The organism is Streptomyces sp. NPDC002669 (assembly GCF_042889165.1).
Taxonomy (GTDB): Bacteria; Actinomycetota; Actinomycetes; order Streptomycetales; family Streptomycetaceae; genus Streptomyces.
The window spans coordinates 248,555-272,247 of the sequence record NZ_JBIAQQ010000003.1; the positions used below are offsets into that span (position 1 = coordinate 248,555).

Below are 23,693 nucleotides of genomic sequence, written 5' to 3' on the forward strand. Positions count from 1 at the left end.
TCCTCGACGGTGCTCGTGCCCGTACGTTAACCTACCAAACACTTGTTAGGGAAGGATGAGCCGATGCCCGCTGCCCACGACACATCCGCCGACGACCGCCGGGACGGCCCGGTGCTGTACGAGCGCCGGGGCCCGGTCGCGTACGTCACGATGAACCGCCCGCGCTACCGCAACGCCCAGAACTCGGCCATGACCTACGCCCTGGACGACGCGTTCTACCGGGCCGCCGAGGACGCCGAGGTCAAGGTGGTCGTGCTGACGGGCGCCGGGGAGCACTTCTCGGCGGGCCACGACATCGGCACCCCCGAGCGCGACGCGCACCTGCCCTTCGAGCGCCGGGCCGGACTGTGGTGGGACCACAGCGACAAGGCGGGCGCGGAGAGCCGTTTCGCCCGCGAGTCGGAGGTCTACCTCGGCATGTGCAGGCGCTGGCGCGAACTGCCGAAGCCGGTCGTCGCCTCGGTCCGGGGGGCGTGCGTGGCCGGCGGGCTGATGCTCGCCTGGGTCTGCGACCTGATCGTGGCGGGCGAGGACGCCTTCTTCGCCGATCCGGTGGTGCGGATGGGCATCCCCGGCGTCGAGTACTTCGCGCACCCCTGGGTGATGCCGCCCCGGATCGCGAAGGAGTTCCTGTTCACCGGCGACCGGATGAGCGCCCGCCGGGCGTACGAGATCGGCATGGTGAACCAGGTGGTGGCGCCGGACGAACTCGACGGCCGCACCCGGGAGCTGGCGGAGCGGATCGCCACGATGCCGCGCCTCGGGCTGGCCCTCACCAAGCGCGCGGTCAACCAGGCCGAGGACCTCCAGGGGCTGCACACCGGCCTGGACTCGGTCTTCGGCCTGCACCACCTCGCCCACGCGCACAACGCGGAGACGGCCGCGGACCCGCTCGGCGGGATGGACGTCGCCGCGATGAAGAAGGCGGGCGGCTGATGGACCTGTCGCGCACGCCGCAGGAGGAGGAGTTCCGGGCCGGGGCACGCCGCTGGCTGCGGGCCAACGTGCCCGCAGCACCGCTGCCGTCGCTGGAGACCGCCGAGGGCTTCGCCGCGCACCGGGAGTGGGAGGCCCGGCTGTACGCGGACCGCTGGTCGGTCGTCTCCTGGCCGGCCGCACACGGCGGCCGGGACGCCGACGTCTTCGGATGGCTGGCCTTCGAGGAGGAGTACTACGCGGCGGGCGGCCCCGGCCGGGTCTCGCAGAACGGCATCAACCTTCTCGCCCCGACGCTCTTCGACCACGGCACCGAGGAGCAGCGGGCCCGGATCCTGCCGCCGATGGCGAGCGGCGAGGTGATCTGGGCACAGGCGTGGTCCGAGCCGGAGGCCGGTTCGGACCTGGCGTCGCTGCGTTCGCGGGCGGTGCGCACCGAGGGCGGCTGGCTGCTGTCGGGGCAGAAGACCTGGTCCTCGCGGGCCGCGTTCGCGGACCGGGCGTTCGGCATCTTCCGTACGGACCCCGGGGCCGCGAAGCCGCACCACGGGCTGACGTATCTGATGTTCGACCTGTCGGCGCCCGGCGTCTCGGTCCGGCCGATCGGGCGGCTGGACGGCAAGCCCGCCTTCGCCGAACTGTTCCTGGACGAGGTGTTCGTGCCGGACGAGGACGTCATCGGGGAACCCGGCCAGGGCTGGCGCATCGCCATGTCGGCGACGGGCGCCGAGCGCGGGCTGATGCTCCGCTCCCCCGGCCGTTTCCTGGCCTCCGCCGACCGGCTCGCCGCGCTGTGGCGCGCCCACGGCGACCCGACGGACACGGCGCTGCGCGACCGGGTGGCGGACGCGGTGATCGGGGCGCGCGCCTATCAGCTCTTCACCTGCGCCGCCGCCTCGCGGTTCGCGGCGGGGACGGCCGTCGGCGCGGAATCCAGCCTGAACAAGGTGTTCTGGTCCGAGTACGACATCGCGCTGCACGAGACGGCACTCGACCTGCTGGGCCCGGACGGGGAACTCGCCGGTTCCGCGTGGGGCGAGGGGTACCTCTTCGCCCTCGCGGGCCCCATCTACGCCGGTACGAACGAGATCCAGCGCGACATCGTCGCCGAGCGGCTGCTCGGCCTGCCGAAGGGACGGCGCTGATGCGGTTCCTCCTCGACGACGAGCAGCGGGAGTTCGCCCGCTCGCTGGACGCGATGCTGGCGGCCTCGGACACCCCGTCGGCGGTACGGGCCTGGGCCGCCGGGGACCACGGGCCGGGCAGGGCTCTGTGGGACCGGCTGGCGCGGGCGGGGGTGTTCGCGCTGGCGGTTCCCGGCGCGTACGGGGGCGTGGGTCCGCTGCCGGTCGAAGTCGCGGTGGCCTTCACCGAGTTGGGGCGTCATGTGGTGCCGGGCCCGGTGGTGGAGACGGTCGCGGCCGGGGTGCTGCTGGCCGGGGCGGGCGGTCCGGCGGCCGGGGAGTGGCTGCCCGCGCTGGCGTCGGGCGCGGCGTCGGCGACGCTGCTGCCGGTAGACCGCGGGCGGTACGCGCTGGACGCGGACGCCGTGGACGCCGTGTTCACCGTGACCGGTGACGAGCTGCGGCTCGCGCCCGGCCCCGGGCGGCTCCATGTGTCGGCCGACCCGGCCCGGCGGCTGTGGCGGCCCGAGCCGGGCGGGAAGGTGATCGCCACCGGCCCGCGGGTGCGGGAGGCGGCGGGCCGGGCCTTCGAGTGGGCGTCGTTCGCGACGGCCGCGCAGGCGCTCGGCACCGGCGAGGCCCTGCTGCGGGCCACGGTCGGGTACGTGAAGCAGCGCACCCAGTTCGGTACGGCCGTCGGCTCCTTCCAGGCGGTCAAGCACCGGCTCGCGGACGTGCTGATCGGGCTGGAGTTCGCCCGTCCGCTGCTGTACGGGGCGGCGCTCGCGCTCGCCGAGGGGGCGCCGGACGCCGGGGCGCGGGTGGCGGCGGCCAAGGTGACGGCGGGCGAGGCGGGGTACGCGGCGGCGCGGGCGGCCCTGCAACTGCACGGGGCGGTGGGGTACACCCAGGAGCTGGACCTGTCGCTGTGGCTGCGCCGGGCCCGCCCCCTGCGGGACGCGTGGGGGACGCCGGGGGCGTGCCGGGCGCGGGTGCTGGCGGGGCGGGCCGGGGACGGGGGCCGCTGACGGGCCCCGGGGCGGTCAGCTCCCCTCGGCCTCCCCGCGCAGGCGGATCACGCGCACCGGTTTCCCGGGCCGCCAGGTCCGGACCGCCAGTTCCTCGCCCTGCACGGAGACCCGGACCACCTCCTGGATCCGGGTGCGGAAGAGGTGGAACGGCTGGGGCGGGTCCACCTCCTCGACGAAGCGGGCCAGGACGTCGGGGTCGGTGACCTCCACGGCGCGGCCGGAGACCCGGACGTCGCCGTCGGTCATGTCGGCGTCCGGTCCGGGGTTGGCGTGCACCGCGAACCTCGGGTCGCGGCGCAGGTCCAGCGCCTTGCGCGAGTTCGGCATCATGCCGAGCCACAGCTCGCCGAAGCGGAAGTCCACCTCCAGCCCGGTCACGCGCGGCGATCCGTCCTTGCGCAGGGTCGCCAGGACGTGGTGCCTGTACTGCCCGAAGCGGGCGCGGACGGTTTCGGCGAAGTCCGGCTCGGCCGAGCGGAACTCTTCCCAGGAACTCGATGCCATGCGCCCATGGAACCCGGGATACCCGACATCTTCTGTCGTGTTTCCCGGCCCGCTCCGACCGGCCCGCCCTCCGGCCCGGCCGGCTCAGCCGTCCGACAGGGTGACCAGCAGCGCCCACCCGTGGGTCCGCAGCACCCCCGCCGCCGCGTCCCGCGTCAACAGTGCGTCGTAGCGGTCGAGTGCGCACTCCGTGCCGTCGAGCACCGCGCCGTCCTCCAGCGCGACGGCGAGCACCGCTCCGCCCGGGGGCGCCGACAGCCGGACGGTGCCGCGCACCACCGCGACGGCCGCGCTCGTCCGCCCCCTGCGGCACATCACGTTGAGGTTGACGACCGGGCCGCCGAGCAGTGTGCCGTCGGTCGCCAGGTCACCGGGGAAGTCGTGCGGCCAGTACGGCTCGTCGACGATGTGGTGCTCGCCGTCCACCATGAGGTCCATGCCGGCGCCCTCGACCACGGTCAGGGTGCGGTCGACGCCAGGGAACGTGGAGAACGGCCCGTCCCCGGTCACCTCGGCGAGGCTGACCCGCCAGTCGAAGGCGTCCATCGGCGCGCCCTCGGGATACGCCGCGATCTCCCGGGTGACTCCCCCGCCGTTCTTCCAGGGCGTGGCCGTACGGTCGGCCGCGCGCAGCACCCGGGCGGTCACTTGACGATCCCCCGGGCCCTGGCCGCGGCCAGCCACTGCGGGAATTCGGCGACGAGCCGGTCGTAGAGTTCGGCGTCCGGGACCCGGCGCGGGTCGGATCCGGCGTGGAAGAAGCCGGCGTTGTCGACGGGCCGTTTGGCGGGCACGGGCAGTTCGTCGAGCTTGCGCAGAAAGTCGAACTGTTTGCTCCGCTTGTTGCCGAAGCCGATGAACTGCCAGAACATCGGCAGCTTCGCCGCCTTGCAGAGATAGCGCTCGGCCGCGTACTTGCTGGTCGGGCCGCCGTCCGTCTGGAAGACGACGAGCGCGGGCGCGGTGGCGCCGCTGTCGAGGTGGTGGTCGATGACGGCGTCCATGGCCAGGTGGTAGTTGGTCAGCCCCATGTGGCCGAGGTCCGCCGAGATCGCGTCGATCCGGCCGCGGTGGTTGTCCAGGGCCACGTCGGCGACGGCGTCGATGCCCGTGGAGAAGAAGAAGACCGGGACGCGGCCGTCGTCGTCCAGATGGGCCGCCAGCCCCAGCACCCGGTCGGCCAGGGCCTGGACGCTGCCGTTCTTGTAGTACCCCCGCATGGAGCCGGAGCGGTCGAGCACCAGGTAGACCGCGGCGCGTTCGCCGCCCAGGCGGTGCTTCGTCAACGAGACCGCGGCGCTCTTGTAGAGGCTGACCAGCGCGGGCGCGGTCTCCTCGATCTTGCGGAGGCTGATGGCCGGACCTGTTGCGGCGGGGGGCGAGCCGGCCATGCGGTGTCTCCGATCCTCGACGTGCCGGGACCTTGAGCGTAGGCCACCCGGATGTCACCCGGCCCGGGCGGTTCGCTATCTTGATCGCCGCCGTCCCCACCGGCCGCTCGTGCCAGTCCACCCGTGAAGGAGCCTGCCGTGGAGGCCGCGATCACCACCTGCTACCGGCATCCGTCGTACGAGACGTACGTGAGCTGCGTCCGCTGCGAACGCTTCATCTGTCCCGACTGCATGCGCGAGGCCGCCGTGGGCCACCAGTGCGTGGAGTGCGTGAAGGAGGGGCAGCGTTCGGTCCGGCAGGCGCGCACCGTGTTCGGCGGCACGGTGGCGAGGTCCGCGGTGCCGCTGGTCACCTATGTGCTGATCGGTCTCAACGTCCTGGTCTACCTGGGCGAGTTGATCCGTCCCGGGATCGTCGACCGGTTCGCGATGCTGGGTGCGGGGCTGAACGGCCCGGACGGGAACAAGTACCTGTACGAGGGCGGGAGCTTTCCCGGCTTCGACGTGGTCGGGGTGGTGGACGGCGAGTGGTACCGGCTGCTGACCGGCGCCTTCCTGCACCTGCCGCCGGACGCCTCGTCCTTCGGCTCGCTGCCGTTCGGGGTGCTGCACATCCTGTTCAACATGTACGCGCTGTGGAACCTGGGCCGGGTCGTCGAGGAGCAGTTGGGCCGGGTCCGCTATCTCGCGCTGTACCTGCTGTCCGCGCTGGGCGGTTCGGTGCTGGTGTACCTGATCGCGCCGTCGGACGGCACGGTGGGCGCCTCGGGTGCGGTCTTCGGTCTCGGGGCGGCGTTCTACGTCATCAACCGGCGGCTGGGCCGCGACATGCGGGCGGTGAACCGCTTCATGGCCGGCTTCCTGATCTGGATGCTGATCTCGGCCGGGTTCACCTCGTGGCAGGGCCACCTGGGCGGGCTGCTGACCGGCGGTCTGGTCACGGTGGCGTACGCCTACGCGCCGGCCGGGCGCCGCACGACGGTCCAGGCCGCCGCGTGCGTGGTGCTGGGCGCGGCGCTGGTGCTGCTGGTGGTGCTCAAGACGTCCGCGCTGACCGGCTGAGCGCGTCCGGGGCCGGTCCGGGGGTGCCCCGCCCGGCCCCGGACGCGCCACGGCGCCTGCCGGGATCGTCCGGTCGGGGACGGGCAGGCGCCGTGTCGGTTCCGCACGCCGTTGTGCGGGACGTCCGGGGTGTCGCGATCAGACCATGAGGGCACGGTCCGTCGGGCGGATCGGGGCCGGCAGGGCGCTGGCTCCGGTGAGGAAGCGGTCCACGCCGCGCGCCGCGGAGCGGCCCTCGGCGATGGCCCACACGATGAGGGACTGGCCGCGGCCCGCGTCACCGGCGACGAACACGCCGTCGACGTTGGTGGCGAAGTCCGCGTCGCGCGCGACGTTGCCGCGCTCGTCGAGCTCCAGGCCGAACTGCTGGACCAGGCCGTTGGACTGGTCGGTGCCGGTGAAGCCCATGGCGAGGGTGACCAGCTGGGCGGGGATGCGCCGCTCGGTGCCGGGCTTCTGCACCGGCTTGCCGTCCTTGAACTCCACCTCGACCAGGTGCAGCGCCTGGACGTTGCCGTCCTCGTCGCCCTCGAAGTGGGTGGTGGACACGGAGTAGACGCGCTCGCCGCCCTCCTCGTGCGCGGAGGTGACCTTGTAGAGCATGGGGAACGTCGGCCAGGGCTGGTTGGCGTTCCGCTCGTCGCCCGGCCGGGGCATGATCTCCAGCTGGGTGACGGACAGGGCGCCCTGGCGGTGGGCGGTGCCGACGCAGTCGGCGCCGGTGTCGCCGCCGCCGATGACGACGACGTGCTTGCCCTCGGCGGTGATCGGGGCAACCGTCAGGTCGCCCTCCTGCACCTTGTTGGCCAGCGGCAGGTACTCCATGGCGAAGTGCACGCCGTTCAGCTCGCGGCCCGGGACGGGCAGGTCGCGGGAGACGGTGGCACCCGCGGCGATGACGACCGCGTCGTAGCGGCGGCGGAGCCTGGCCGCGTCGATGTCCCGGCCGATCTCGGTCTCGGTGCGGAACTTGGTGCCCTCCGCGCGCATCTGCTCGATGCGGCGGTTGATGTGCGACTTCTCCATCTTGAACTCGGGGATGCCGTACCGCAGGAGGCCCCCGATGCGGTCCGCGCGCTCGTAGACGGCGACCGTGTGACCGGCCCGGGTCAGCTGCTGGGCGGCGGCCAGGCCGGCCGGTCCCGAGCCGATGACCGCGACGGTCTTGCCGGAGAGCCGCTCGGGCGGCTGCGGGGTGACGTCGCCGTTGCCCCACGCCTTGTCGATGATGGAGACCTCGACGTTCTTGATGGTGACGGCCGGCTGGTTGATGCCGAGCACGCACGCCGACTCGCACGGGGCCGGGCAGAGCCGCCCGGTGAACTCCGGGAAGTTGTTCGTGGCGTGCAGCCGCTCGGACGCGGCCGCCCAGTCCTCGCGGTAGGCGTAGTCGTTCCACTCGGGGATGAGGTTTCCGAGCGGGCAGCCGTTGTGACAGAACGGGATGCCGCAGTCCATGCAGCGCCCGGCCTGCTTGCTGATGATCGGGAGCAGCGAGCCGGGGACGTAGACCTCGTTCCAGTCCTTGACGCGCTCGTTCACGGGGCGGGTCTCGGCGACCTCGCGCCCGGTGGTCAGAAAGCCCTTGGGGTCAGCCATGGGTCGCCGCCTCCATCATCTTCTCGGTGGTCTCCCGCTCGGAGAGACCGGCGAGCTCAGCGGCTTCCTTGGCGGCGAGCACTGCCTTGTACGTGGACGGGATGATCTTGCTGAAGCGGGCCACCGCCGTGTCCCAGTCGGCCAGCAGCTTCTCGGCGACCGTGGAGCCGGTCTCCTCGCGGTGGCGGCGCACCACGTCGTGCAGCCACCGCTCGTCGGTGTCGGAGAGGGCTTCGATCGCGCCGTGGTTGCCGGCGTTCACGTTGTCCCGGTCCAGGTCGATGACGTAGGCGACGCCGCCCGACATGCCGGCCGCGAAGTTGCGTCCGGTCTCGCCGAGGACGACGGCGTGTCCGCCGGTCATGTACTCGCAGCCGTGGTCGCCCACGCCTTCCGAGACGACCGTGGCGCCGGAGTTGCGGACGCAGAACCGCTCGCCGGTGCGGCCGCGCAGGAACAGTTCGCCGCCGGTGGCGCCGTAGGCGATGGTGTTGCCCGCGATGGTGGAGTACTCGGCGAGGTGGTCGGCGCCGCGGTCCGGGCGGACGACGATCCGGCCGCCGGACAGGCCCTTGCCGACGTAGTCGTTGGCGTCGCCCTCCAGGCGCAGCGTCACGCCGCTGGGCAGGAAGGCGCCGAAGGACTGGCCGGCGGAGCCGGTGAAGGTGATGTCGATGGTGTCCTGCGGCAGTCCCGCGCCGCCGAACTTCTTCGTCACCTCGTGGCCGAGCATGGTGCCGACGGTCCGGTTGATGTTGCGGATCGCGACCTGGGCCCGGACCGGCTGGGCGGCCTCGGCGCCGTCCGCGCCCAGGGCGTCGGCGGCGAGCCTGATCAGCTCGTTGTCGAGGGCCTTGGCCAGGCCGTGGTCCTGCTCGACCAGCTGGTGCCGGACGGCGCCCTCGGGCAGCTCGGGGACGTGGAACAGCCGCTCCAGGTCCAGGCCCTGCGCCTTCCAGTGCGTGACCGCGCGGTCGGTGTCGAGCAGCTCGGCGTGACCGACGGCCTCCTCGATCGAACGGAAGCCCAGCTCGGCGAGGAGTTCGCGGACCTCCTGGGCGATGAACTCGAAGAAGTTGACGACGTACTCGGCCTTGCCGGAGAACCGGTCGCGCAGGACGGGGTTCTGGGTGGCGATGCCGACCGGGCAGGTGTCCAGGTGGCAGACGCGCATCATGACGCAGCCGGAGACGACGAGCGGCGCGGTCGCGAAACCGAACTCCTCGGCGCCCAGCAGGGCGGCGATGACGACGTCGCGACCGGTCTTCAGCTGGCCGTCGGTCTGTACGACGATGCGGTCGCGCAGGCCGTTGAGCAGCAGGGTCTGCTGGGTCTCGGCCAGGCCGAGCTCCCAGGGGCCGCCCGCGTGCTTCAGCGAGGTCAGCGGGGAGGCGCCGGTGCCTCCGTCGTGGCCGGAGATCAGCACGACGTCGGCGTGTGCCTTGGAGACACCGGCGGCGACCGTGCCGACGCCGACCTCGGAGACCAGCTTCACGTGGATGCGGGCCGCCGGGTTGGCGTTCTTGAGGTCGTGGATCAGCTGGGCCAGATCCTCGATGGAGTAGATGTCGTGGTGCGGCGGCGGGGAGATCAGGCCGACGCCCGGGGTGGAGTGCCGGGTCTTCGCGACCCAGGGGTAGACCTTGTGGCCGGGCAGCTGGCCGCCCTCGCCGGGCTTGGCGCCCTGCGCCATCTTGATCTGGATGTCGTCCGCGTTGACCAGGTACTCGCTGGTCACGCCGAAGCGGCCGGAGGCGACCTGCTTGATGGACGAGCGGCGCGCCGGGTCGTGGAGCCGGTCGGCGTCCTCGCCGCCCTCGCCGGTGTTGGACTTGCCGCCCAGCCGGTTCATGGCGATGGCGAGGGTCTCGTGCGCCTCGCGGGAGATGGAGCCGTACGACATGGCGCCGGTGGAGAAGCGCTTGACGATCTCGGAGACGGGCTCGACCTCGTCGACGGGGATCGGGGCCCGGTCCGGGTTGAAGGCGAACAGGCCGCGGAGCGTCATCAGGCGCTCGGACTGCTGGTTCACCCGGTCGGTGTACTTCTTGAAGATGTCGTAGCGCTTGTTGCGTGTGGAGTGCTGGAGGCGGAAGACCGTCTCCGGGTCGAACAGGTGCGGTTCGCCCTCGCGGCGCCACTGGTACTCGCCGCCGATCTCCAGCGCGCGGTGCGAGGCGGAGATGCCGGAGGCGGGGTACGCCTTGGCGTGGCGGGCGGCGACCTCCCGGGCGACGACGTCGAGGCCGGCGCCGCCGATCTTGGTGGCGGTGCCGTTGAAGTACTTCGCGACGAATTCCTCGTCCAGGCCGACGGCCTCGAAGACCTGGGCACCCCGGTAGGAGGCGACCGTCGAGATGCCCATCTTGGACATGACCTTCAGGACGCCCTTGCCGAGCGCGTGGATCAGGTTCCGGATGGCCTTCTCGGGCTCGATGCCCTCGATGAACGTGCCGGCGCGGACCAGGTCCTCGACGGACTCCATCGCCAGGTACGGGTTGACCGCGGCGGCGCCGTAGCCGATCAGCAGCGCGACGTGGTGGACCTCGCGGACGTCACCGGCCTCGACCAGCAGGCCCACCTGGGTGCGCTGCTTGGTGCGGATGAGGTGGTGGTGGACGGCCGAGGTGAGCAGCAGCGAGGGGATCGGCGCGTGCTCGGCGTCGGAGTGCCGGTCGGACAGAACGATCAGGCGGGCGCCGTCCTCGATGGCGGTGTCCACCTCGGCACGGATCTGCTCGATCCGGGCGGCGAGGGCCTCCCCGCCGCCGCCGACCCGGTAGAGGCCGGAGAGCGTGGCGGCCTTCATGCCGGGCATGTCGCCGTCGGCGTTGATGTGTATCAGCTTGGCCAGCTCGTCGTTGTCGATCACCGGGAACGGCAGGGTGACGCTGCGGCACGAGGCGGCGGTCGGCTCCAGCAGGTTGCCCTGCGGACCCAGCGAGGAGCGCAGCGAGGTGACGAGCTCCTCGCGGATGGCGTCCAGCGGCGGGTTCGTGACCTGCGCGAACAGCTGGGTGAAGTAGTCGAAGAGCAGGCGGGGGCGCTCGGACAGCGCGGCGATCGGCGAGTCCGTGCCCATGGAGCCGAGCGGCTCGCCGGCGGTGCGGGCCATCGGCGCGAGGATGACGCGGAGCTCTTCCTCGGTGTAGCCGAAGGTCTGCTGGCGGCGGGTGACCGAGGCGTGCGTGTGCACGATGTGCTCGCGCTCGGGCAGGTCCTCCAGCTCGATCTCGCCGGTGCGCAGCCACTCCTCGTAGGGGTGCTCGGCGGCGAGGGCGGCCTTGATCTCGTCGTCCTCGACGATGCGGTGCTCGGCGGTGTCGACGAGGAACATCCGGCCGGGCTGGAGGCGGCCCTTGCGGACGACCTTCGCGGGGTCGATGTCCAGGACGCCGACCTCGGAGGAGAGCACGACGAGGCCGTCGTCGGTGACCCAGTAGCGGCCGGGGCGCAGACCGTTGCGGTCCAGGACCGCGCCGACCTGGACGCCGTCGGTGAAGGTGACGCAGGCCGGGCCGTCCCAGGGCTCCATCATCGTGGAGTGGTACTGGTAGAAGGCGCGCCGGGCCGGGTCCATGGAGGCGTGGTTCTCCCATGCCTCGGGGACCATCATCAGCACCGAGTGCGGCAGCGAGCGGCCGCCGAGGTGGAGCAGCTCCAGGACCTCGTCGAAGGAGGCGGAGTCGGAGGCGTCCGGGGTGCAGACGGGGAAGATCCGGTCGAGCCGGGACTCGTCGCCGTTCTCGCCGGCGGCGGGGCCGAACAGCTCGGAGGCGAGCTGGGACTCGCGGGCCTTCATCCAGTTGCGGTTGCCCTTGACCGTGTTGATCTCGCCGTTGTGCGCGACGAAGCGGTACGGGTGGGCGAGCGGCCAGCTCGGGAAGGTGTTGGTGGAGAACCGGGAGTGGACCAGGGCGACGGCGGTGGCGAAGCGGCGGTCGGAGAGGTCCGGGAAGAACGGCTCCAGCTGCCCGGTGGTGAGCATGCCCTTGTAGACGACGGTGCGGGCGGAGAGCGAGGGGAAGTACACCCCGGCCTCCCGCTCGGCGCGCTTGCGCAGCACGAACGCCTTGCGGTCGAGCGCGATGCCGGTGCTCGTGCCGTCCGCGACGAAGAGCTGGCGGAACTCGGGCATGGTGGCGCGGGCGCCGTTGCCGAGGATGTCGGGGGCGACGGGGACCTGGCGCCAGCCGAGGACCTTGAGCCCCTCCTCCGCGGCGAGCTTCTCCAGCTCGCGGACCGCCTCGGTGGCGTCGTCCGCGGGCAGGAAGGCGGTTCCGACGGCGTAGGCACCGGCTCCGGGGAGGTCGAAGGGGACCTCCTCGCGCAGGAAGGCGTCCGGCACCTGGAGGAGGATGCCCGCGCCGTCGCCGGAGTCGGGCTCGGATCCGGTGGCACCGCGGTGTTCGAGATTGCGCAGCACGGTCAGCGCCTGCTCGACCAGCTCATGGCTGGCCACACCGGTCAGAGTGGCCACGAACCCGACACCGCAGGCGTCGTGCTCGTTACGGGGGTCGTACATCCCCTGCTGGGCGGGGCGACCGTCCATGGGCGACCAGGCGTCGATGCGCATGGGCTCTCCCGTCGTCGTCGTGGCATGTGCAGTGCCGAGGGACGACGTTGGCCCTCTGCGAAATTTCGTGCAGGTTACATGATGGGTCGCTGCTCAAGAAGCGGATAGTTCGTTCCAACATACGGACACCATCGATGACGGTGGAGTGGGTCGCAGTCGGATGATCGGCGCCCTGGGAGCCGCGGAGAGCAGGCGTCGTTGCCCGCGGTGTCCACGACTATGCCCGGCGGCAGCGGAACTGAAACCGCCAAGTAACGACTACTTATGTGTAGTCCTGCATAGCGACTCATTTTACGCCGGTGGCGCCGGTTCCGCCCAGTGGCGGCCACCAAGACGTACGTCACACGGGTGGCGGGTGGACACGGCGGGCGCGGGCGCTCCGGGAACGTGCCGGGAGGGGCGCACCGGGACGCGGACACGTCACGGGCGGGCACACCCGCCATGGGTGCACCCGCCCGGTTCCACGACGGTTCAGCCTCCGACGGCGACCCCGAACAGCGTGCCCAGCCCGTAGGTGACGGCCGCCGCGGCCCCGCCCAGCGCCAGCTGGCGCAGCCCGCTGTACAGCCAGCCGCGCGCCGTCACCCGGGCCACCACCGCGCCGCAGGCGAACAGCCCGCCCAGCGCCAGCAGCACGGCCGGCCACAGCACGGTCGCGCCGAGCAGGTACGGCAGCACGGGCAGCAGGGCGCCCAGCGCGAACGCGCCGAACGACGACACCGCTGCGACGAGCGGCGAGGGCAGGTCGGCCGGGTCGATGCCGAGCTCCTCGCGGGCGTGTATCTCCAGGGCCTGCTCCGGGTCGCGCGACAGCTGCCGCGCGACCTCGCGGGCGAGTTCGGCGTCGACGCCCCGGGACTCGTACAGCTCGGCGAGCTCCCGCTCCTCGTCCATCGGATGCTTGCGCAACTCGCGCCGCTCGACATCGAGTTCGGCCTCGACGAGCTCACGCTGCGAGGCGACGGAGGTGTACTCGCCCGCCGCCATGGAGAACGCGCCGGCGGCCAGGCCCGCCAGACCGGTGATCACGATCGTCTGCTGGGAGACGGCACCGCCCGCGACACCGGTCATCAGCGCCAGGTTGGAGACCAGTCCGTCCATCGCCCCGAACACCGCCGGGCGCAGCCAGCCGCCGTTGACGTCGCGGTGGGTGTGGTTGTCACGGTGCGCCTCGTGCAGTACGGCTTCGGTCTCGATGATGGCCACGGCTCTTCCCCTTCTCCAACTGCGGGATTCACCCGTTCCGCCCCCGCTCGACCCCATCGAAAGTACGCGCGAAAAACAGCTCCCGCCAGCAAGGCAGGCCGTACTTACCATCCCTCTGACCAGGTAAGTAATGCCTTCCTTACCCTTTCTGACGCCCCATCCGGACCGTCATCCGACTGGCCCTTTTGTTGTGCGGACCGGCCTCTGTCGACGCTTCGCGTGGCACAGATCGCAGGAAGCAGGAGAACTGACTCGGTGTGTGCGAAGGGTCGACGCCATGGAGTTGATCGCAGGAAGTCCGGCGGAGCCGCGGACGGACGGCACGGGAACGACGGCCCCGGACGGGACGGACCCGGTGGGTCGGCGCGGGACGGACGCGGCGGCCCCGGAAGGCGCGGGGCCGGGCGGGGCGGTCCGGGCGGACCCGGGCGACCGGGCGCGCGGCTCCCTGCTCGGTCTCGCGGTCGGCGACGCGCTGGGCGCACCGGCGGAGAACATGCGGCCGTCCGAGATCCGCCGCCGCTGGGGCCGGATCGAGGGCTTCGTGAGCGACGACCCCGCGGGCACGGACGACACGGAGTACGCGATCTTCTCCGGGCTGCTGCTCGCCCGGCACGGTTCCGCGCTGACCGTCACGCACGTGGAACGGGCCTGGCACCTGTGGATCGCCGATCTGGACGAGGGCCCCTTCCGCGGGGCCGGGTTCAGCGAGCGGGGGACGCTGGAGAACCTGCGCCGGGGGCTCGCCGCCCCGATCTCCGCCCAGCACCGGCACGCCTGGAGCGACGGACTGGCGATGCGGGCGGCCCCGTTCGGCGTCTTCGCGGCGGGCCGGCCGGACGAGGCGGCGCGGCTGGTCGCGGTGGACGGCCGGGTCAGCCACGACGGGGAGGGCATCTACGGCGGCCAGGCGGTGGCGGCCGGGGTGGCCGCGGCGATGACGGGGGCCGGGGTCGCCTCGGTGATCGCCGCCGCGCTGTCCGTCGTCCCGATGGACTCCTGGACGGCGCGTTCGCTGCGGCGCGCGGTGGCGGCGGCGCAGCGCGCCTACCCCGACCGGCTCACCATGGAGCGCGCGGTGCGCTCCGCCGTGGTGGTCGGCGGCTACCCCTGGACGGACCTGGCGCCCGAGGCGGTCGGGCTGGCCTTCGGCGCGTTCGCCGCGGCGCGCGGGGACTTCCGTACGGCGGTGCTGACCGCGGTCAACATGGGCCGCGACGCGGACACCACGGCCGCGGTGGCCGGAGCCCTGGCCGGAGCCCTGCACGGGATGTCCGCGATCCCGCGGCACTGGGGGGAGGCGATCGGCCCGGTCCGGGGCAGCTGCCTGCCGACGATGCGGGGGCACCACGTCCTGGAGGTCGCGGAGTTGCTCACCCCGGACGACACGGAGGGCGCGGGCGGCATGGGAGGTGCGAGCACCACGGACAGTCCGGGTGGTGCGGGCGGTACGGCTGCGAGGGGCGCGGCCCGGCCGCGTACCGGCACACGCCCGGCCCCGCCCCCGGCCGGCCCCTCTCCCACCCCTGCCGTCACGCCCGGCACTCCGCCCTCCCCCGCCGCCCGGCCCCGGGTCCGGACCGGTCCCGGGCGGCGGGCCAGGATCGAGGGGCTGCTGCTCGGGCTCGCCGCCGGGGACGCCGCCGGGTGGCCCGCCGCGCGGCACCGGGCGGCCCGGATGCCCGAGTGGACCCGGCGGCTGACCCGGGAGCTCGACACCTTCGCCGAGCAGAACGCCACGACCACGCTGCCCGTCCCCATCGCGCTCAACCAGCCGCCCGAGCCCCTGCGACTGGGCCCGTCCGACGACGCCGAATGGGCGGCGTTCGCCGCCGGGACCCTGCTCACCTCGGCGGCCGGTCCACTGCACGGGCTCTCCCCCGAACGCCGGATGCGGGCCGCCGTCGACGTCGCCTGGAACGCGCTGGCCGCCGAGGTCGCAGCGGCCGCCGCCCGTGCCCCCGAGGTCGAGTCCGCGGTGCTCCCGCTGCGTGCCCGGATCTCGGTACGGGCCGGTCTCGGCAACCTCGCCGCCGGGCTGCGCCCGCCCGCCACCGGCCACGACAACCCGCACTACTTCGACGACGCGGCCTGCGTACGGGCCGCCGTGCTCGCCGTCGCCCACCCCGCCGACCCCGCCGCCGCGGCCGGGCTCGCCGAGTTCGACGCCCGCTACACCCAGGACGGCGACGGGGTGCACGGCGCCCGCGCCATGGCCGCCGCGATCGCCGAGGCGCTGGGCGGCGCGGACGTGGACACCGCGGTGAACGCCGCGCTCGCCCAGCTCCCCGACGGCACGGAGATCGCCCGCAACGCCGCCCACGCGGTCCGGATCGCCCGCGACTTCGTCGGCGAGGAGGCGGGCGCGTTCGCCCTCGTACCGGTGCTGGAGCACCAGATCGTCGACCACGTCTACAGCTACGGGATCGCCGCGGCCGAGACCGTCCCGGTCGCCCTCGCCCTGGCCACCGCCGCCCGCGGCCGGATCGCCCAGGCCGTTCCGGCGGCGGCGTGCCTGTCCCGGGTGGCCGACTCCGCCCCGGCCCTGGCGGGCGCGCTGACCGGCGCGCTCGGCGGCATCGGCACCGTCCCGGACGGCTGGCGCGAGTCCTGCCGCACCCTGGCCGGGTGCGCGCTGCCCCGTCTGGCGGGCACCGATCTCATCGAACTCGCCGGGCTGCTGGCAGACACGGAACCGAAGCCCCCGGGTGGACAATTCGGACATGACTTCCATGACGGCCAGTCGGTCCGCGACGGGACCCACGGCACTCACACTCGATGAACGGATCACGGGAGCGCTCGTCGGCGCCGCGGTCGGTGACGCGCTCGGCGGCCCGGTCGAGGGCCGGTCGCCCGAGCAGATCGTGGCCCGCCACGGCGGCCGGATCGACGGGATCGTCGGCCCGTGGGACGGCGACCGGTGGCGCACGGCGCGCCCCGTCGCCCCGTACCACAAGGGCGACGGGCACGTCACCGACGACACCCTGATGACCCATGCGCTGGTCCGGGTGTACGAGGCCGTGCGCGACCACCTCGACGCGTACGCGGTCGCCGACCACCTCGTGCCGGAGCTGATCACCAACCTCCGCTGGATTCCCGAGCTGGAGGCCGAGGCGCTGCCGCTCCAGCGGATCTTCCTCGCCGAGAAGTGGATCGTCGCCCGGCTGCACTACGGCCACGTCGATCCGCGCGAGGCGGGCTGCGGGAACATCGTCAACTGCGGCGCGGCGATGTACATGGCCCCGGTCGGGCTGGTCAACGCCGCCCATCCGGAGGCCGCCTACGCCGAGGCGCTGGACGTCGCCGGTGCCCACCAGTCCAGTTACGGCAGAGAGGCGGCCGGGGTCTTCGCGGCGGCCGTCGCCGCGGCCTGCGCCCCGGGCGCGACGCCCGCCGGCATCGTCGACACCTGTCTGTCGCTCGCCAAGGACGGCACCCGGTCGGCGATCGAGGCGGTGTGCGAAACGGCCGCCCGGTACGACGACTTCGAGTCGGCGCTGGAGCCGCTGCGCGCCGCGGTCGCCCCCTTCGACACCGTCGGGCCGGACTACCGCGCCCCGTCCCTCGCCGCCCGCCGGCCGTCCCGGCTGCACGCCATCGAGGAGCTCCCGATCGCGCTCGGCATGCTGCTCGTCGCGGGCGGCGACTACCGGCACGCGGTGCTCGGCTCGGTCAACTACGGCCGGGACTGCGACTCGATCGCCACGATGAGCGGCGCCGTCGCGGGCGCGCTCGGCGGTGAGCGCGCCGTCCCCGCCGACTGGGCGCGGACCGTCGCCGGGGCCAGCCGGCTCGATCTGCACGCCCCCGCGCGGACCCTGGCGCAGGTCGCCCGCGAGGTGTTCGCCCGGGACACGCTCCGGCGCCGCGCCCACGAGTCGGCGTTCGCCGCGCTGGTGGGCACGGCATGACGGTACGGGTGACCTGGGTGCAGCCCGAGGACCTCGTCGGCCACGAACTGCGCCAGGCGGCCGAGGACGGCCGGGACGCCCGGGCCGTCGCGCGCCGGTGGTACGAGGCGGGCGGCGCCCCCGCCCCGGAGCGCGCGGGCGCGTCCACCCCGCCGGCCCCGGAGCTGCGCGCGCTCGCCGAGCGGCTGCTCGACGAACTCGCCCTGCTGGAGTCGCCGTTGCGGGACGACGAGCCGACCGGATGGGCCGAGGTCCGGGCCGCCTGCCCCGACTGGCCGGCCCCGCGCACCGACCCGCCACCGGCGGACCGGGACCGGCTGCACGCCGCCTGGCTGGGGCGGGCGGCCGGCTGTCTGCTGGGCAAGCCCGTCGAGAAGCTGCCGCTGGACGGCATCCGCGCGCTCGCCCGCGCCACCGGCAACTGGCCGCTGACCACCTGGTTCACCGCCCGGGGGCTGCCCGCCGCGCTGGCCGCCGCCTACCCCTGGAACCGTCGCTCCGCGTCCTGCTCGCTGGCCGAGAACATCGACGGCATGCCCGAGGACGACGACCTCAACTACCCCTTGCTGACCCTGTTGCTGCTCCGGCGCCACGGCCCGTCCTTCACCACCGGCGACCTCGCCCGGCTCTGGCTCGACGAGCTCCCGGCGGGCCGGACGTTCACCGCCGAGCGGATCGCGTACCGCAATCTGCTGGACGGGATCGAGCCCCCGCACACGGCCGGGTACCGCAACCCGTTCCGGGAGTGGATCGGCGCGCGGATCCGGGCCGACGTGCACGGCTGGACGCACCCGGGCGACCCGTCGGCCGCGGCGGAACAGGCCCACCGGGACGCCGTCCTCAGCCACACCGCCAACGGGGTGTACGGGGCGATGTTCACCGCCGCCGCGCTCGCCGAGGCGGCCGGGGGCGGGAGCGACGTACACGCGTGTCTGGCCACCGGGCTGCGGGTCGTGCCGCCGCGCTCGCGGTTCGCGCACGCGGTGCGCTTCGGGATCGGGGCGGCCCGCGCGAGCGCTGACTTCGACGCGGTGGCCGACCGGCTGCACGCCGAGTACGGCGGGTACCACTGGGTCCACGTGCTGCCCAACGCCGCCCTGCTCGCCGCCGCCCTCACCCATGCCGACGGCGATTTCTCCGGCTCCGTCTGCCGTGCGGTGTCGGGTGGTTGGGACACCGACTCCAACGGTGCGACCGCCGGTTCGCTGGCCGGTCTGCTGGCCGGCGGACCGGACCGGCTGCCCGGCCGCTGGACCGCCCCGCTGCGGAACCGGCTCGCCACGTCCGTCCCCGGCTTCGACTCCGTCGGCTTCGACGAACTCGCCGGCCTGACCCATCGGCTCACCCAGAAGGAGGCACTGTGCCCATGACCGGCATCGCGGTGCTCGGCAGTACCAACATGGACCTCGTCGCCCGCGTCGCCCGGGCCCCGGAGCCCGGGGAGACCGTCACCGGACGGGAACTGCTCACCGTCCCCGGCGGCAAGGGCGCCAACCAGGCCGTCGCCGCCGCCCGCGCGGGCGGCGACGTGATCATGATCGGCGCGGTCGGGGACGACGCGTACGGCGTCCGGCTCCGGTCGAACCTGGAGCAGGCGGGCATCGACACCGACCTGCTGCACACCGCCGAGGGGCCCAGCGGCACCGCGCACATCGTCGTCGACGACACGGGCGCCAACTCCATCGTGGTGATCCCCGGCGCCAACGGCACCGTCACCGCGCTCGGCCCCGGTGAGATGGCCGCCATCGCGGGCGCCGAACTGCTGCTGCTCCAGCTGGAACTGCCGATGTCCGCCGTGATCGAGGGCGCGCGGGTGGCCCACGCCCAGGGCGTGCGGACCCTGCTCACCCCGTCCCCCGTCCAGCCGCTGCCGCCCGAACTCCTCGACTGCGTCGACCTGTTGATCCCCAACGAGCACGAAGCGGCGGCGCTCACCGGCTTCACCGACCCCCACGCGGCGGCCCGGCACCTGCTCGGGCAGGTCCCCGCGGTCGTCGTCACGCTCGGTGCGAAGGGCTGCCTGTACGCGGCCCGGGGCGGCGAGCCCGTCCTCTTCCCCGCTCCCGAGGTCACCGCCGTGGACACCACCGGTGCGGGCGACACCTTCGTCGGCACGCTCGCCGTGGCGCTCGGCGAGCGGCGGCCCGTGCCCGAGGCCCTGGCCTGGGCCTCCGCGGCCGCCGCGCTCTGCGTACAGCGCCCGGGCGCCTCCACCTCCATGCCGTACCGCGGGGAGATCGACGCCGCATGAACAGGACCGCACGGACCTCCTCGACCGCGCAGGAACCTCCGGCCCCGCAGGCGCCCCTGACCGGGCTGCGGGTCATCGACCTGGCCACGCTCTTCGCCGGTCCGCTCTGCGCCACCATGCTCGGCGACTTCGGCGCCGAGGTCATCAAGGTCGAGCACCCGAGCCGGCCCGACCCCTCCCGCGGGCACGGGCCCACGAAGGACGGCGTCGGCCTGTGGTGGAAGCTGCTGGGCCGCAACAAGCGCAATCTGACCCTCGACCTGTCCACCCCGGGCGGCCGGGACGTCCTGCTCCGGCTGGCCGCCGGAGCCGATGTGATCGTCGAGAACTTCCGGCCCGGGACGCTGGAGCGCTGGGGCCTCGGCTGGGCGGAGCTGCACGCCGCCAACCCCCGGCTGGTGCTGGCCAGGGTCACCGGCTTCGGCCAGTTCGGCCCGTACGCGCACCGCCCCGGCTTCGGCACCCTGGCCGAGGCGATGAGCGGGTTCGCCGCGATCACCGGGGAGCCGGACGGGCCTCCGACGCTGCCGCCGTTCGGGCTCGCCGACTCGATCGCGGCCCTGGCCACCGCGTACGCCGTGATGACCGCCCTCGCCGGGCGCGACCGCACCGGGCGGGGGCAGGTCGTCGACATGGCGATCATCGAACCGATGCTGACCGTGCTCGGCCCGCAGCCCATCTGGTACGACCAGCTCGGCTACGTGCAGCCGCGCACCGGCAACCGCTCCCGGAACAACGCGCCGCGCAACACCTACCGCACCTCGGACGGGCACTGGGTCGCGGTCTCCACCTCCGCGCAATCGATCGCCGAGCGGGTGATGCGGCTGGTCGGCCGGGCGGAGCTGATCGACGAGCCCTGGTTCGCGTCCGGCACCACCCGCGCCGAGCACGCCGACGAGCTCGACGACGCGGTCGGCAACTGGATCGCCCGGCACACCCGCGAGGAGGCGGTCTCCGCCTTCGAGAAGGCGGAGGCGGCCATCGCGCCGATCCACGACGTCCGGGACGTGATGGAGGACCCGCAGTACCGGGCCCTGGACTCGGTCACCGAGGTCGACGACCCGGAGCTGGGCCCGCTGCGGATGCAGAACGTCCTGTTCCGGCTCTCCGCGACCCCGGGCTCGATCCGCTGGGCGGGCCGGCCGCACGGCGCGGACACCGAGGAGATCCTGACCGGGCTGGGCCTGTCGGGTGCGGAGATCGCCGCGCTGCGGGCGGAGCGTGTCCTGTGACCGCGACGGTACCGCTCACCTGGCTGTACGTCCCCGGGGACCGGCCGGAGGTGGTGCGCAAGGCGCGCGACTCGGGCGCGGACGTGGTGATCGTGGACCTGGAGGACGCGGTCGCCCCGGACCGCAAGGAGTACGCGCGCTCGGCCACCGCCGAGCTGCTGTCCGAGGCCGCCGGGGAGGGGGCCGTGCCGCTCCACGTCCGGGTCCACACCGAGGCGGACGTGCGCGCCCTCGCCGGACTGCCGGGGCTGGCCGAACTCCGGCTGCCCAAGATCACCCACGCGGCGTCCGTCCACCACATCGCGGCGGTGGCCCCGGGGGTGGCGCTCTGCCCGCTGCTGGAGTCGGCGCTCGGCATCGAGCACGCGTACACGGTCGCCGCCTCCCATCCCCAGGTGCGTTCCATCGCGCTGGGCGAGGCGGACCTGCGGGCCGATCTGGGCGTACGGGACGACGCCGGTCTGGACTGGTCGCGCAGCCGGGTCGTGGTCGCCGCCCGCGCGGCGGGGCTGGCGCCGCCCACCCAGTCGGTGTTCCCGGACGTCCGGGACCTGGAGGGGCTGTGGTCGTCCTGCGCCCACGGCCGGGCGCTGGGCTTCCTGGGCCGGGCGGCGATCCATCCCCGCCAGCTCCCGGTCATCGAGCGGGCGTTCCGTCCGACGGCGCGGGAGGTGGAGGCGGCGCAGGAGATCGTGACGGCGGCCGTGACGGACGAGGGGGCGCTGGCCCTGCCGGACGGCCGGTTCGTCGACGCGGCGGTGGTCGCGTCGGCGCGCAGGACCCTGGCGCTGGCCGCGCGGGCGGGGTGAGGCGGGTCCGCGTCCCGGGACACGCGCCGGGCCCCGGACCGTTCGGTCCGGGGCCCGGTGCTCCGGTGTGTGCGACCGGAACGCGCTCAGCCGTTCTTCGCGGCCTTCGCGGTGTCGTCCTTCTCCGCCGCCGGCCCGTCGGCGTCGGTGCTCTTCGCGGCCTCGTCCGCCCCGGGGGCCGGATCGGCCTTCTTCCCGGCGCCGGCCGCGTCGTCGCCGTCCTTCGCGGTCTCGGCGGCGGTGTCCTCGGCACCGTCCTTCGCGCCGTCCCCGGCCGTCTCCGCGTCCTCGGCGGCGCCCGGCTCCACGATCTCCTCGCGGCCCGGCCGCAGCTTCGCCGAGATGACGATGTACACCACGGCCAGCACGAACACGATCAGCGCGGTCCACACGTTCAGGCGCAGGCCCAGGATGTGGTGGGCCTCGTCGACCCGCATGTACTCGATCCAGCCCCGGCCCGCGCAGTACGCGGCGACGTACAGGGCGAAGGCCCGGCCGTGTCCGAGCTTGAAACGGCGGTCCGCCCAGATCACCAGCAGGGCGACGCCGATGCACCACAGCGATTCGTACAGGAACGTCGGGTGGTACGTGCCGGCGACCCGGTTGGGGCCGTCACTGATCTCCAGCGCCCACGGCAGGTCGGTCTGCTTGCCGTACAGCTCCTGGTTGAACCAGTTGCCCCAGCGGCCGCAGGCCTGGGCCAGGGCGATGCCGGGGGCGAGCGCGTCGGCCCAGGCGGGCAGCGGGATGCCGCGGCGGCGGCAGCCGATCCAGGCGCCGACGGCACCGAGCGCGATCGCGCCCCAGATGCCGAGGCCGCCCTCCCAGATCTTGAAGGCGTCGACCCAGTTCTCACCCTCGCTGAAGTACAGCTGGTAGTCGGTGATCACGTGGTAGAGCCGGCCGCCGACGAGGCCGAAGGGCACGGCCCAGACGGCGATGTCGGCAACGGTGCCGGATCTGCCTCCCCGGGCGACCCAGCGCTTGTTGCCGAACCAGACGGCGACGAAGACACCGATGATGATGCAGAACGCGTAGCCGCGGAGCGGGATCGGGCCGAGATTGATCACGCCGGTCGACGGGCTGGGAATGTAGGCAAGGTCCATGGCAGGGTCGACGCTACCTTGCCGGGTGGGGCGTACGGCAACCCACCCGACAACTTCTGGGTAACGGGCGGGCCCCCGGACGCCCCGCCCCGTCCCGCCCTTCCGGCCCGGTCAGGAACCGGACGGGGCCGGGGTGACCGTGCCCGGTTTCTTGCCCTTGTTGGCCTCGGCCACCCACTTCTTCAGGTTGGCCACGGTGATCGGCTCGTCGCCCTTCTTCGGGAAGATCGGCTCCCCGTTGAGCAGTGCGGTCGGTGTGCCCTGGAATCCGCCGTTCTGGAAGGCGGTGTTGGACTTCTGGACCCAGCTGTCGTGCTTGCCGTCGTTCACACAGCCGCGGAAGGCGGGGGTGTCGAGTCCGGGAACCTTGCCCGCGAGGGCGATCAGCTTGTCGTTGTCGCCGAAGGCGTCGTCGGTCTCCTGCGGCTGGTTGCGGTAGAGCACGTCGTGGTACGCGGAGAACTTGCCGACGTCCTGTGCGCAGGCCGCCGCGTTGGCCGCGCGCAGCGAGCCGCTGCCGCCGAGGTTGCCGTCGATGATCGTGGCGAGGTGGTACTCGGCCTTGATCTGTCCGGCGCTCTCCAGCTGGTGGATGGTGTCGCGGAACGCGTTCTCGAACTGGGCGCAGACCGGGCAGCGGAAGTCTTCCCAGATGGTGAGCGTGGCCGGGGCGTCGTCCGCGCCGACCCGGATGGCCAGGCCGTCCTTGCCCGTCGCGCCGGAGGGCACGACCGCGGGGCCCGCCGTGTCGCTCTTGCCGCTCTTGCCGTTCGTGTTCGCCGCGATCACGCCGACGACGGCGGCCAGGCCCAGCACGCCGACCACGGCGCCGGTGACGATCAGCGTGCGCCTGCGGCGCTCGCCGGCCCGCTCGCGCTCGCGCTGCTGGACGAGCCGCTCTCGCGCGGCCCTTTTTCCCTGTTCGTTCTTCTCGCTCACACCCGCAGCAACGAAC

The 23,693-nt window shown here is 73.4% G+C and carries 18 protein-coding genes and 1 pseudogene; 11 read left to right on the plus strand and 8 right to left on the minus strand.

The features are described from left to right. Positions 1-63: 63 nt before the first annotated feature. Genes ACFYW1_RS05940 through ACFYW1_RS05950 form a run of 3 tightly spaced genes read left to right on the plus strand, consistent with a single transcriptional unit; the run spans position 64 to position 3,088 of the window. A complete protein-coding gene (locus tag ACFYW1_RS05940) occupies positions 64-936 on the plus strand; it encodes an enoyl-CoA hydratase (RefSeq protein WP_388987596.1) in 873 nt (290 codons plus the stop codon). Then, on the plus strand, positions 936-2,081 hold the full coding sequence (locus ACFYW1_RS05945; protein ID WP_388987599.1) for an acyl-CoA dehydrogenase family protein: 1,146 nt from the start codon (positions 936-938) through the stop codon (positions 2,079-2,081). The genes ACFYW1_RS05940 and ACFYW1_RS05945 overlap by 1 nt, the downstream gene beginning before the upstream one ends. Next, complete coding sequence (locus ACFYW1_RS05950) at positions 2,081-3,088, plus strand: acyl-CoA dehydrogenase family protein (protein ID WP_388987602.1); 1,008 nt, start codon at positions 2,081-2,083, stop codon at positions 3,086-3,088. The genes ACFYW1_RS05945 and ACFYW1_RS05950 overlap by 1 nt, the downstream gene beginning before the upstream one ends. A 15-nt stretch (positions 3,089-3,103) precedes the next feature. Here ACFYW1_RS05950 and ACFYW1_RS05955 read toward each other — a convergent pair whose 3' ends face one another. From ACFYW1_RS05955 to ACFYW1_RS05965, 3 genes are all read right to left on the minus strand, one after another. Beyond that, complete coding sequence (locus ACFYW1_RS05955; RefSeq protein ID WP_388987605.1) at positions 3,104-3,595, minus strand: pyridoxamine 5'-phosphate oxidase family protein; 492 nt, start codon at positions 3,593-3,595, stop codon at positions 3,104-3,106. An 84-nt stretch (positions 3,596-3,679) separates the two neighbouring features. Next, entirely contained in the window at positions 3,680-4,243 is a 564-nt protein-coding gene (locus tag ACFYW1_RS05960; RefSeq protein ID WP_388987608.1) for a HutD family protein, read from the minus strand. Then, positions 4,240-4,986, minus strand: coding sequence for a vWA domain-containing protein (locus ACFYW1_RS05965; protein WP_388987611.1), 747 nt, complete (start codon positions 4,984-4,986; stop codon positions 4,240-4,242). Before ACFYW1_RS05965 ends, ACFYW1_RS05960 begins: the two co-directional genes overlap by 4 nt. Positions 4,987-5,124: 138 nt before the next feature. Between ACFYW1_RS05965 and ACFYW1_RS05970 the strand changes: the two genes are divergently transcribed. Then, positions 5,125-6,048, plus strand: coding sequence for a rhomboid family intramembrane serine protease (locus ACFYW1_RS05970; RefSeq protein WP_388987614.1), 924 nt, complete (start codon positions 5,125-5,127; stop codon positions 6,046-6,048). Positions 6,049-6,186: 138 nt separating this feature from the next. On the opposite strand, the gene ACFYW1_RS05975 is transcribed toward ACFYW1_RS05970, so the two are convergent. The 3 genes from ACFYW1_RS05975 to ACFYW1_RS05985 form a co-directional block, all read right to left on the minus strand. Beyond that, positions 6,187-7,647 carry a glutamate synthase subunit beta gene (locus ACFYW1_RS05975; RefSeq protein ID WP_388987617.1) on the minus strand — a complete coding sequence of 487 codons (1,461 nt, stop codon included), beginning with the start codon at positions 7,645-7,647 and terminating at the stop codon, positions 6,187-6,189. Further along, complete coding sequence (gltB, locus tag ACFYW1_RS05980) at positions 7,640-12,223, minus strand: glutamate synthase large subunit (RefSeq protein ID WP_388987620.1); 4,584 nt, start codon at positions 12,221-12,223, stop codon at positions 7,640-7,642. The genes ACFYW1_RS05975 and gltB overlap by 8 nt, the downstream gene beginning before the upstream one ends. Before the next feature lie 471 nt (positions 12,224-12,694). Next, the gene (locus tag ACFYW1_RS05985) at positions 12,695-13,429 is read right to left on the minus strand and encodes a VIT1/CCC1 transporter family protein (RefSeq protein ID WP_388987623.1); all 735 of its coding nucleotides are present in this window, start codon (positions 13,427-13,429) and stop codon (positions 12,695-12,697) included. Between the two features lie 496 nt (positions 13,430-13,925). Here ACFYW1_RS05985 and ACFYW1_RS05990 point away from each other — a divergent pair. The 7 genes and pseudogenes from ACFYW1_RS05990 to ACFYW1_RS06020 form a co-directional block, all read left to right on the plus strand. Further along, positions 13,926-14,660: pseudogene (locus ACFYW1_RS05990) on the plus strand (ADP-ribosylglycohydrolase family protein); the annotation flags it as partial. Positions 14,661-14,765: 105 nt separating this feature from the next. After that, on the plus strand, positions 14,766-16,211 hold the full coding sequence (locus ACFYW1_RS05995; RefSeq protein ID WP_388988163.1) for an ADP-ribosylglycohydrolase family protein: 1,446 nt from the start codon (positions 14,766-14,768) through the stop codon (positions 16,209-16,211). Then, positions 16,153-17,340 (plus strand): ADP-ribosylglycohydrolase family protein, encoded by a 1,188-nt coding sequence (locus ACFYW1_RS06000; RefSeq protein WP_388987626.1) that lies wholly within the window; start codon positions 16,153-16,155, stop codon positions 17,338-17,340. The genes ACFYW1_RS05995 and ACFYW1_RS06000 overlap by 59 nt, the downstream gene beginning before the upstream one ends. After that, positions 17,337-18,710, plus strand: coding sequence for an ADP-ribosylglycohydrolase family protein (locus ACFYW1_RS06005; protein WP_388987629.1), 1,374 nt, complete (start codon positions 17,337-17,339; stop codon positions 18,708-18,710). The genes ACFYW1_RS06000 and ACFYW1_RS06005 overlap by 4 nt, the downstream gene beginning before the upstream one ends. Next, positions 18,707-19,591: a ribokinase gene (rbsK, locus tag ACFYW1_RS06010; protein WP_388987632.1), complete on the plus strand. Its 885-nt coding sequence runs from the start codon at positions 18,707-18,709 to the stop codon at positions 19,589-19,591. The genes ACFYW1_RS06005 and rbsK overlap by 4 nt, the downstream gene beginning before the upstream one ends. Beyond that, the gene (locus tag ACFYW1_RS06015; protein ID WP_388987635.1) at positions 19,588-20,823 is read left to right on the plus strand and encodes a CaiB/BaiF CoA transferase family protein; all 1,236 of its coding nucleotides are present in this window, start codon (positions 19,588-19,590) and stop codon (positions 20,821-20,823) included. Before rbsK ends, ACFYW1_RS06015 begins: the two co-directional genes overlap by 4 nt. Next, positions 20,820-21,632 carry an HpcH/HpaI aldolase/citrate lyase family protein gene (locus tag ACFYW1_RS06020; protein ID WP_388987638.1) on the plus strand — a complete coding sequence of 271 codons (813 nt, stop codon included), beginning with the start codon at positions 20,820-20,822 and terminating at the stop codon, positions 21,630-21,632. Before ACFYW1_RS06015 ends, ACFYW1_RS06020 begins: the two co-directional genes overlap by 4 nt. An 86-nt stretch (positions 21,633-21,718) precedes the next feature. Here the strand turns inward: ACFYW1_RS06020 and lgt are convergent, their stop codons facing one another. Together lgt and ACFYW1_RS06030 are read right to left on the minus strand one after the other, a co-directional pair. Further along, positions 21,719-22,738: a prolipoprotein diacylglyceryl transferase gene (gene lgt / locus ACFYW1_RS06025; RefSeq protein ID WP_388987641.1), complete on the minus strand. Its 1,020-nt coding sequence runs from the start codon at positions 22,736-22,738 to the stop codon at positions 21,719-21,721. Positions 22,739-22,849: 111 nt separating this feature from the next. After that, entirely contained in the window at positions 22,850-23,677 is an 828-nt protein-coding gene (locus ACFYW1_RS06030) for a DsbA family protein (protein WP_388987645.1), read from the minus strand. Positions 23,678-23,693 lie beyond the last annotated feature (16 nt).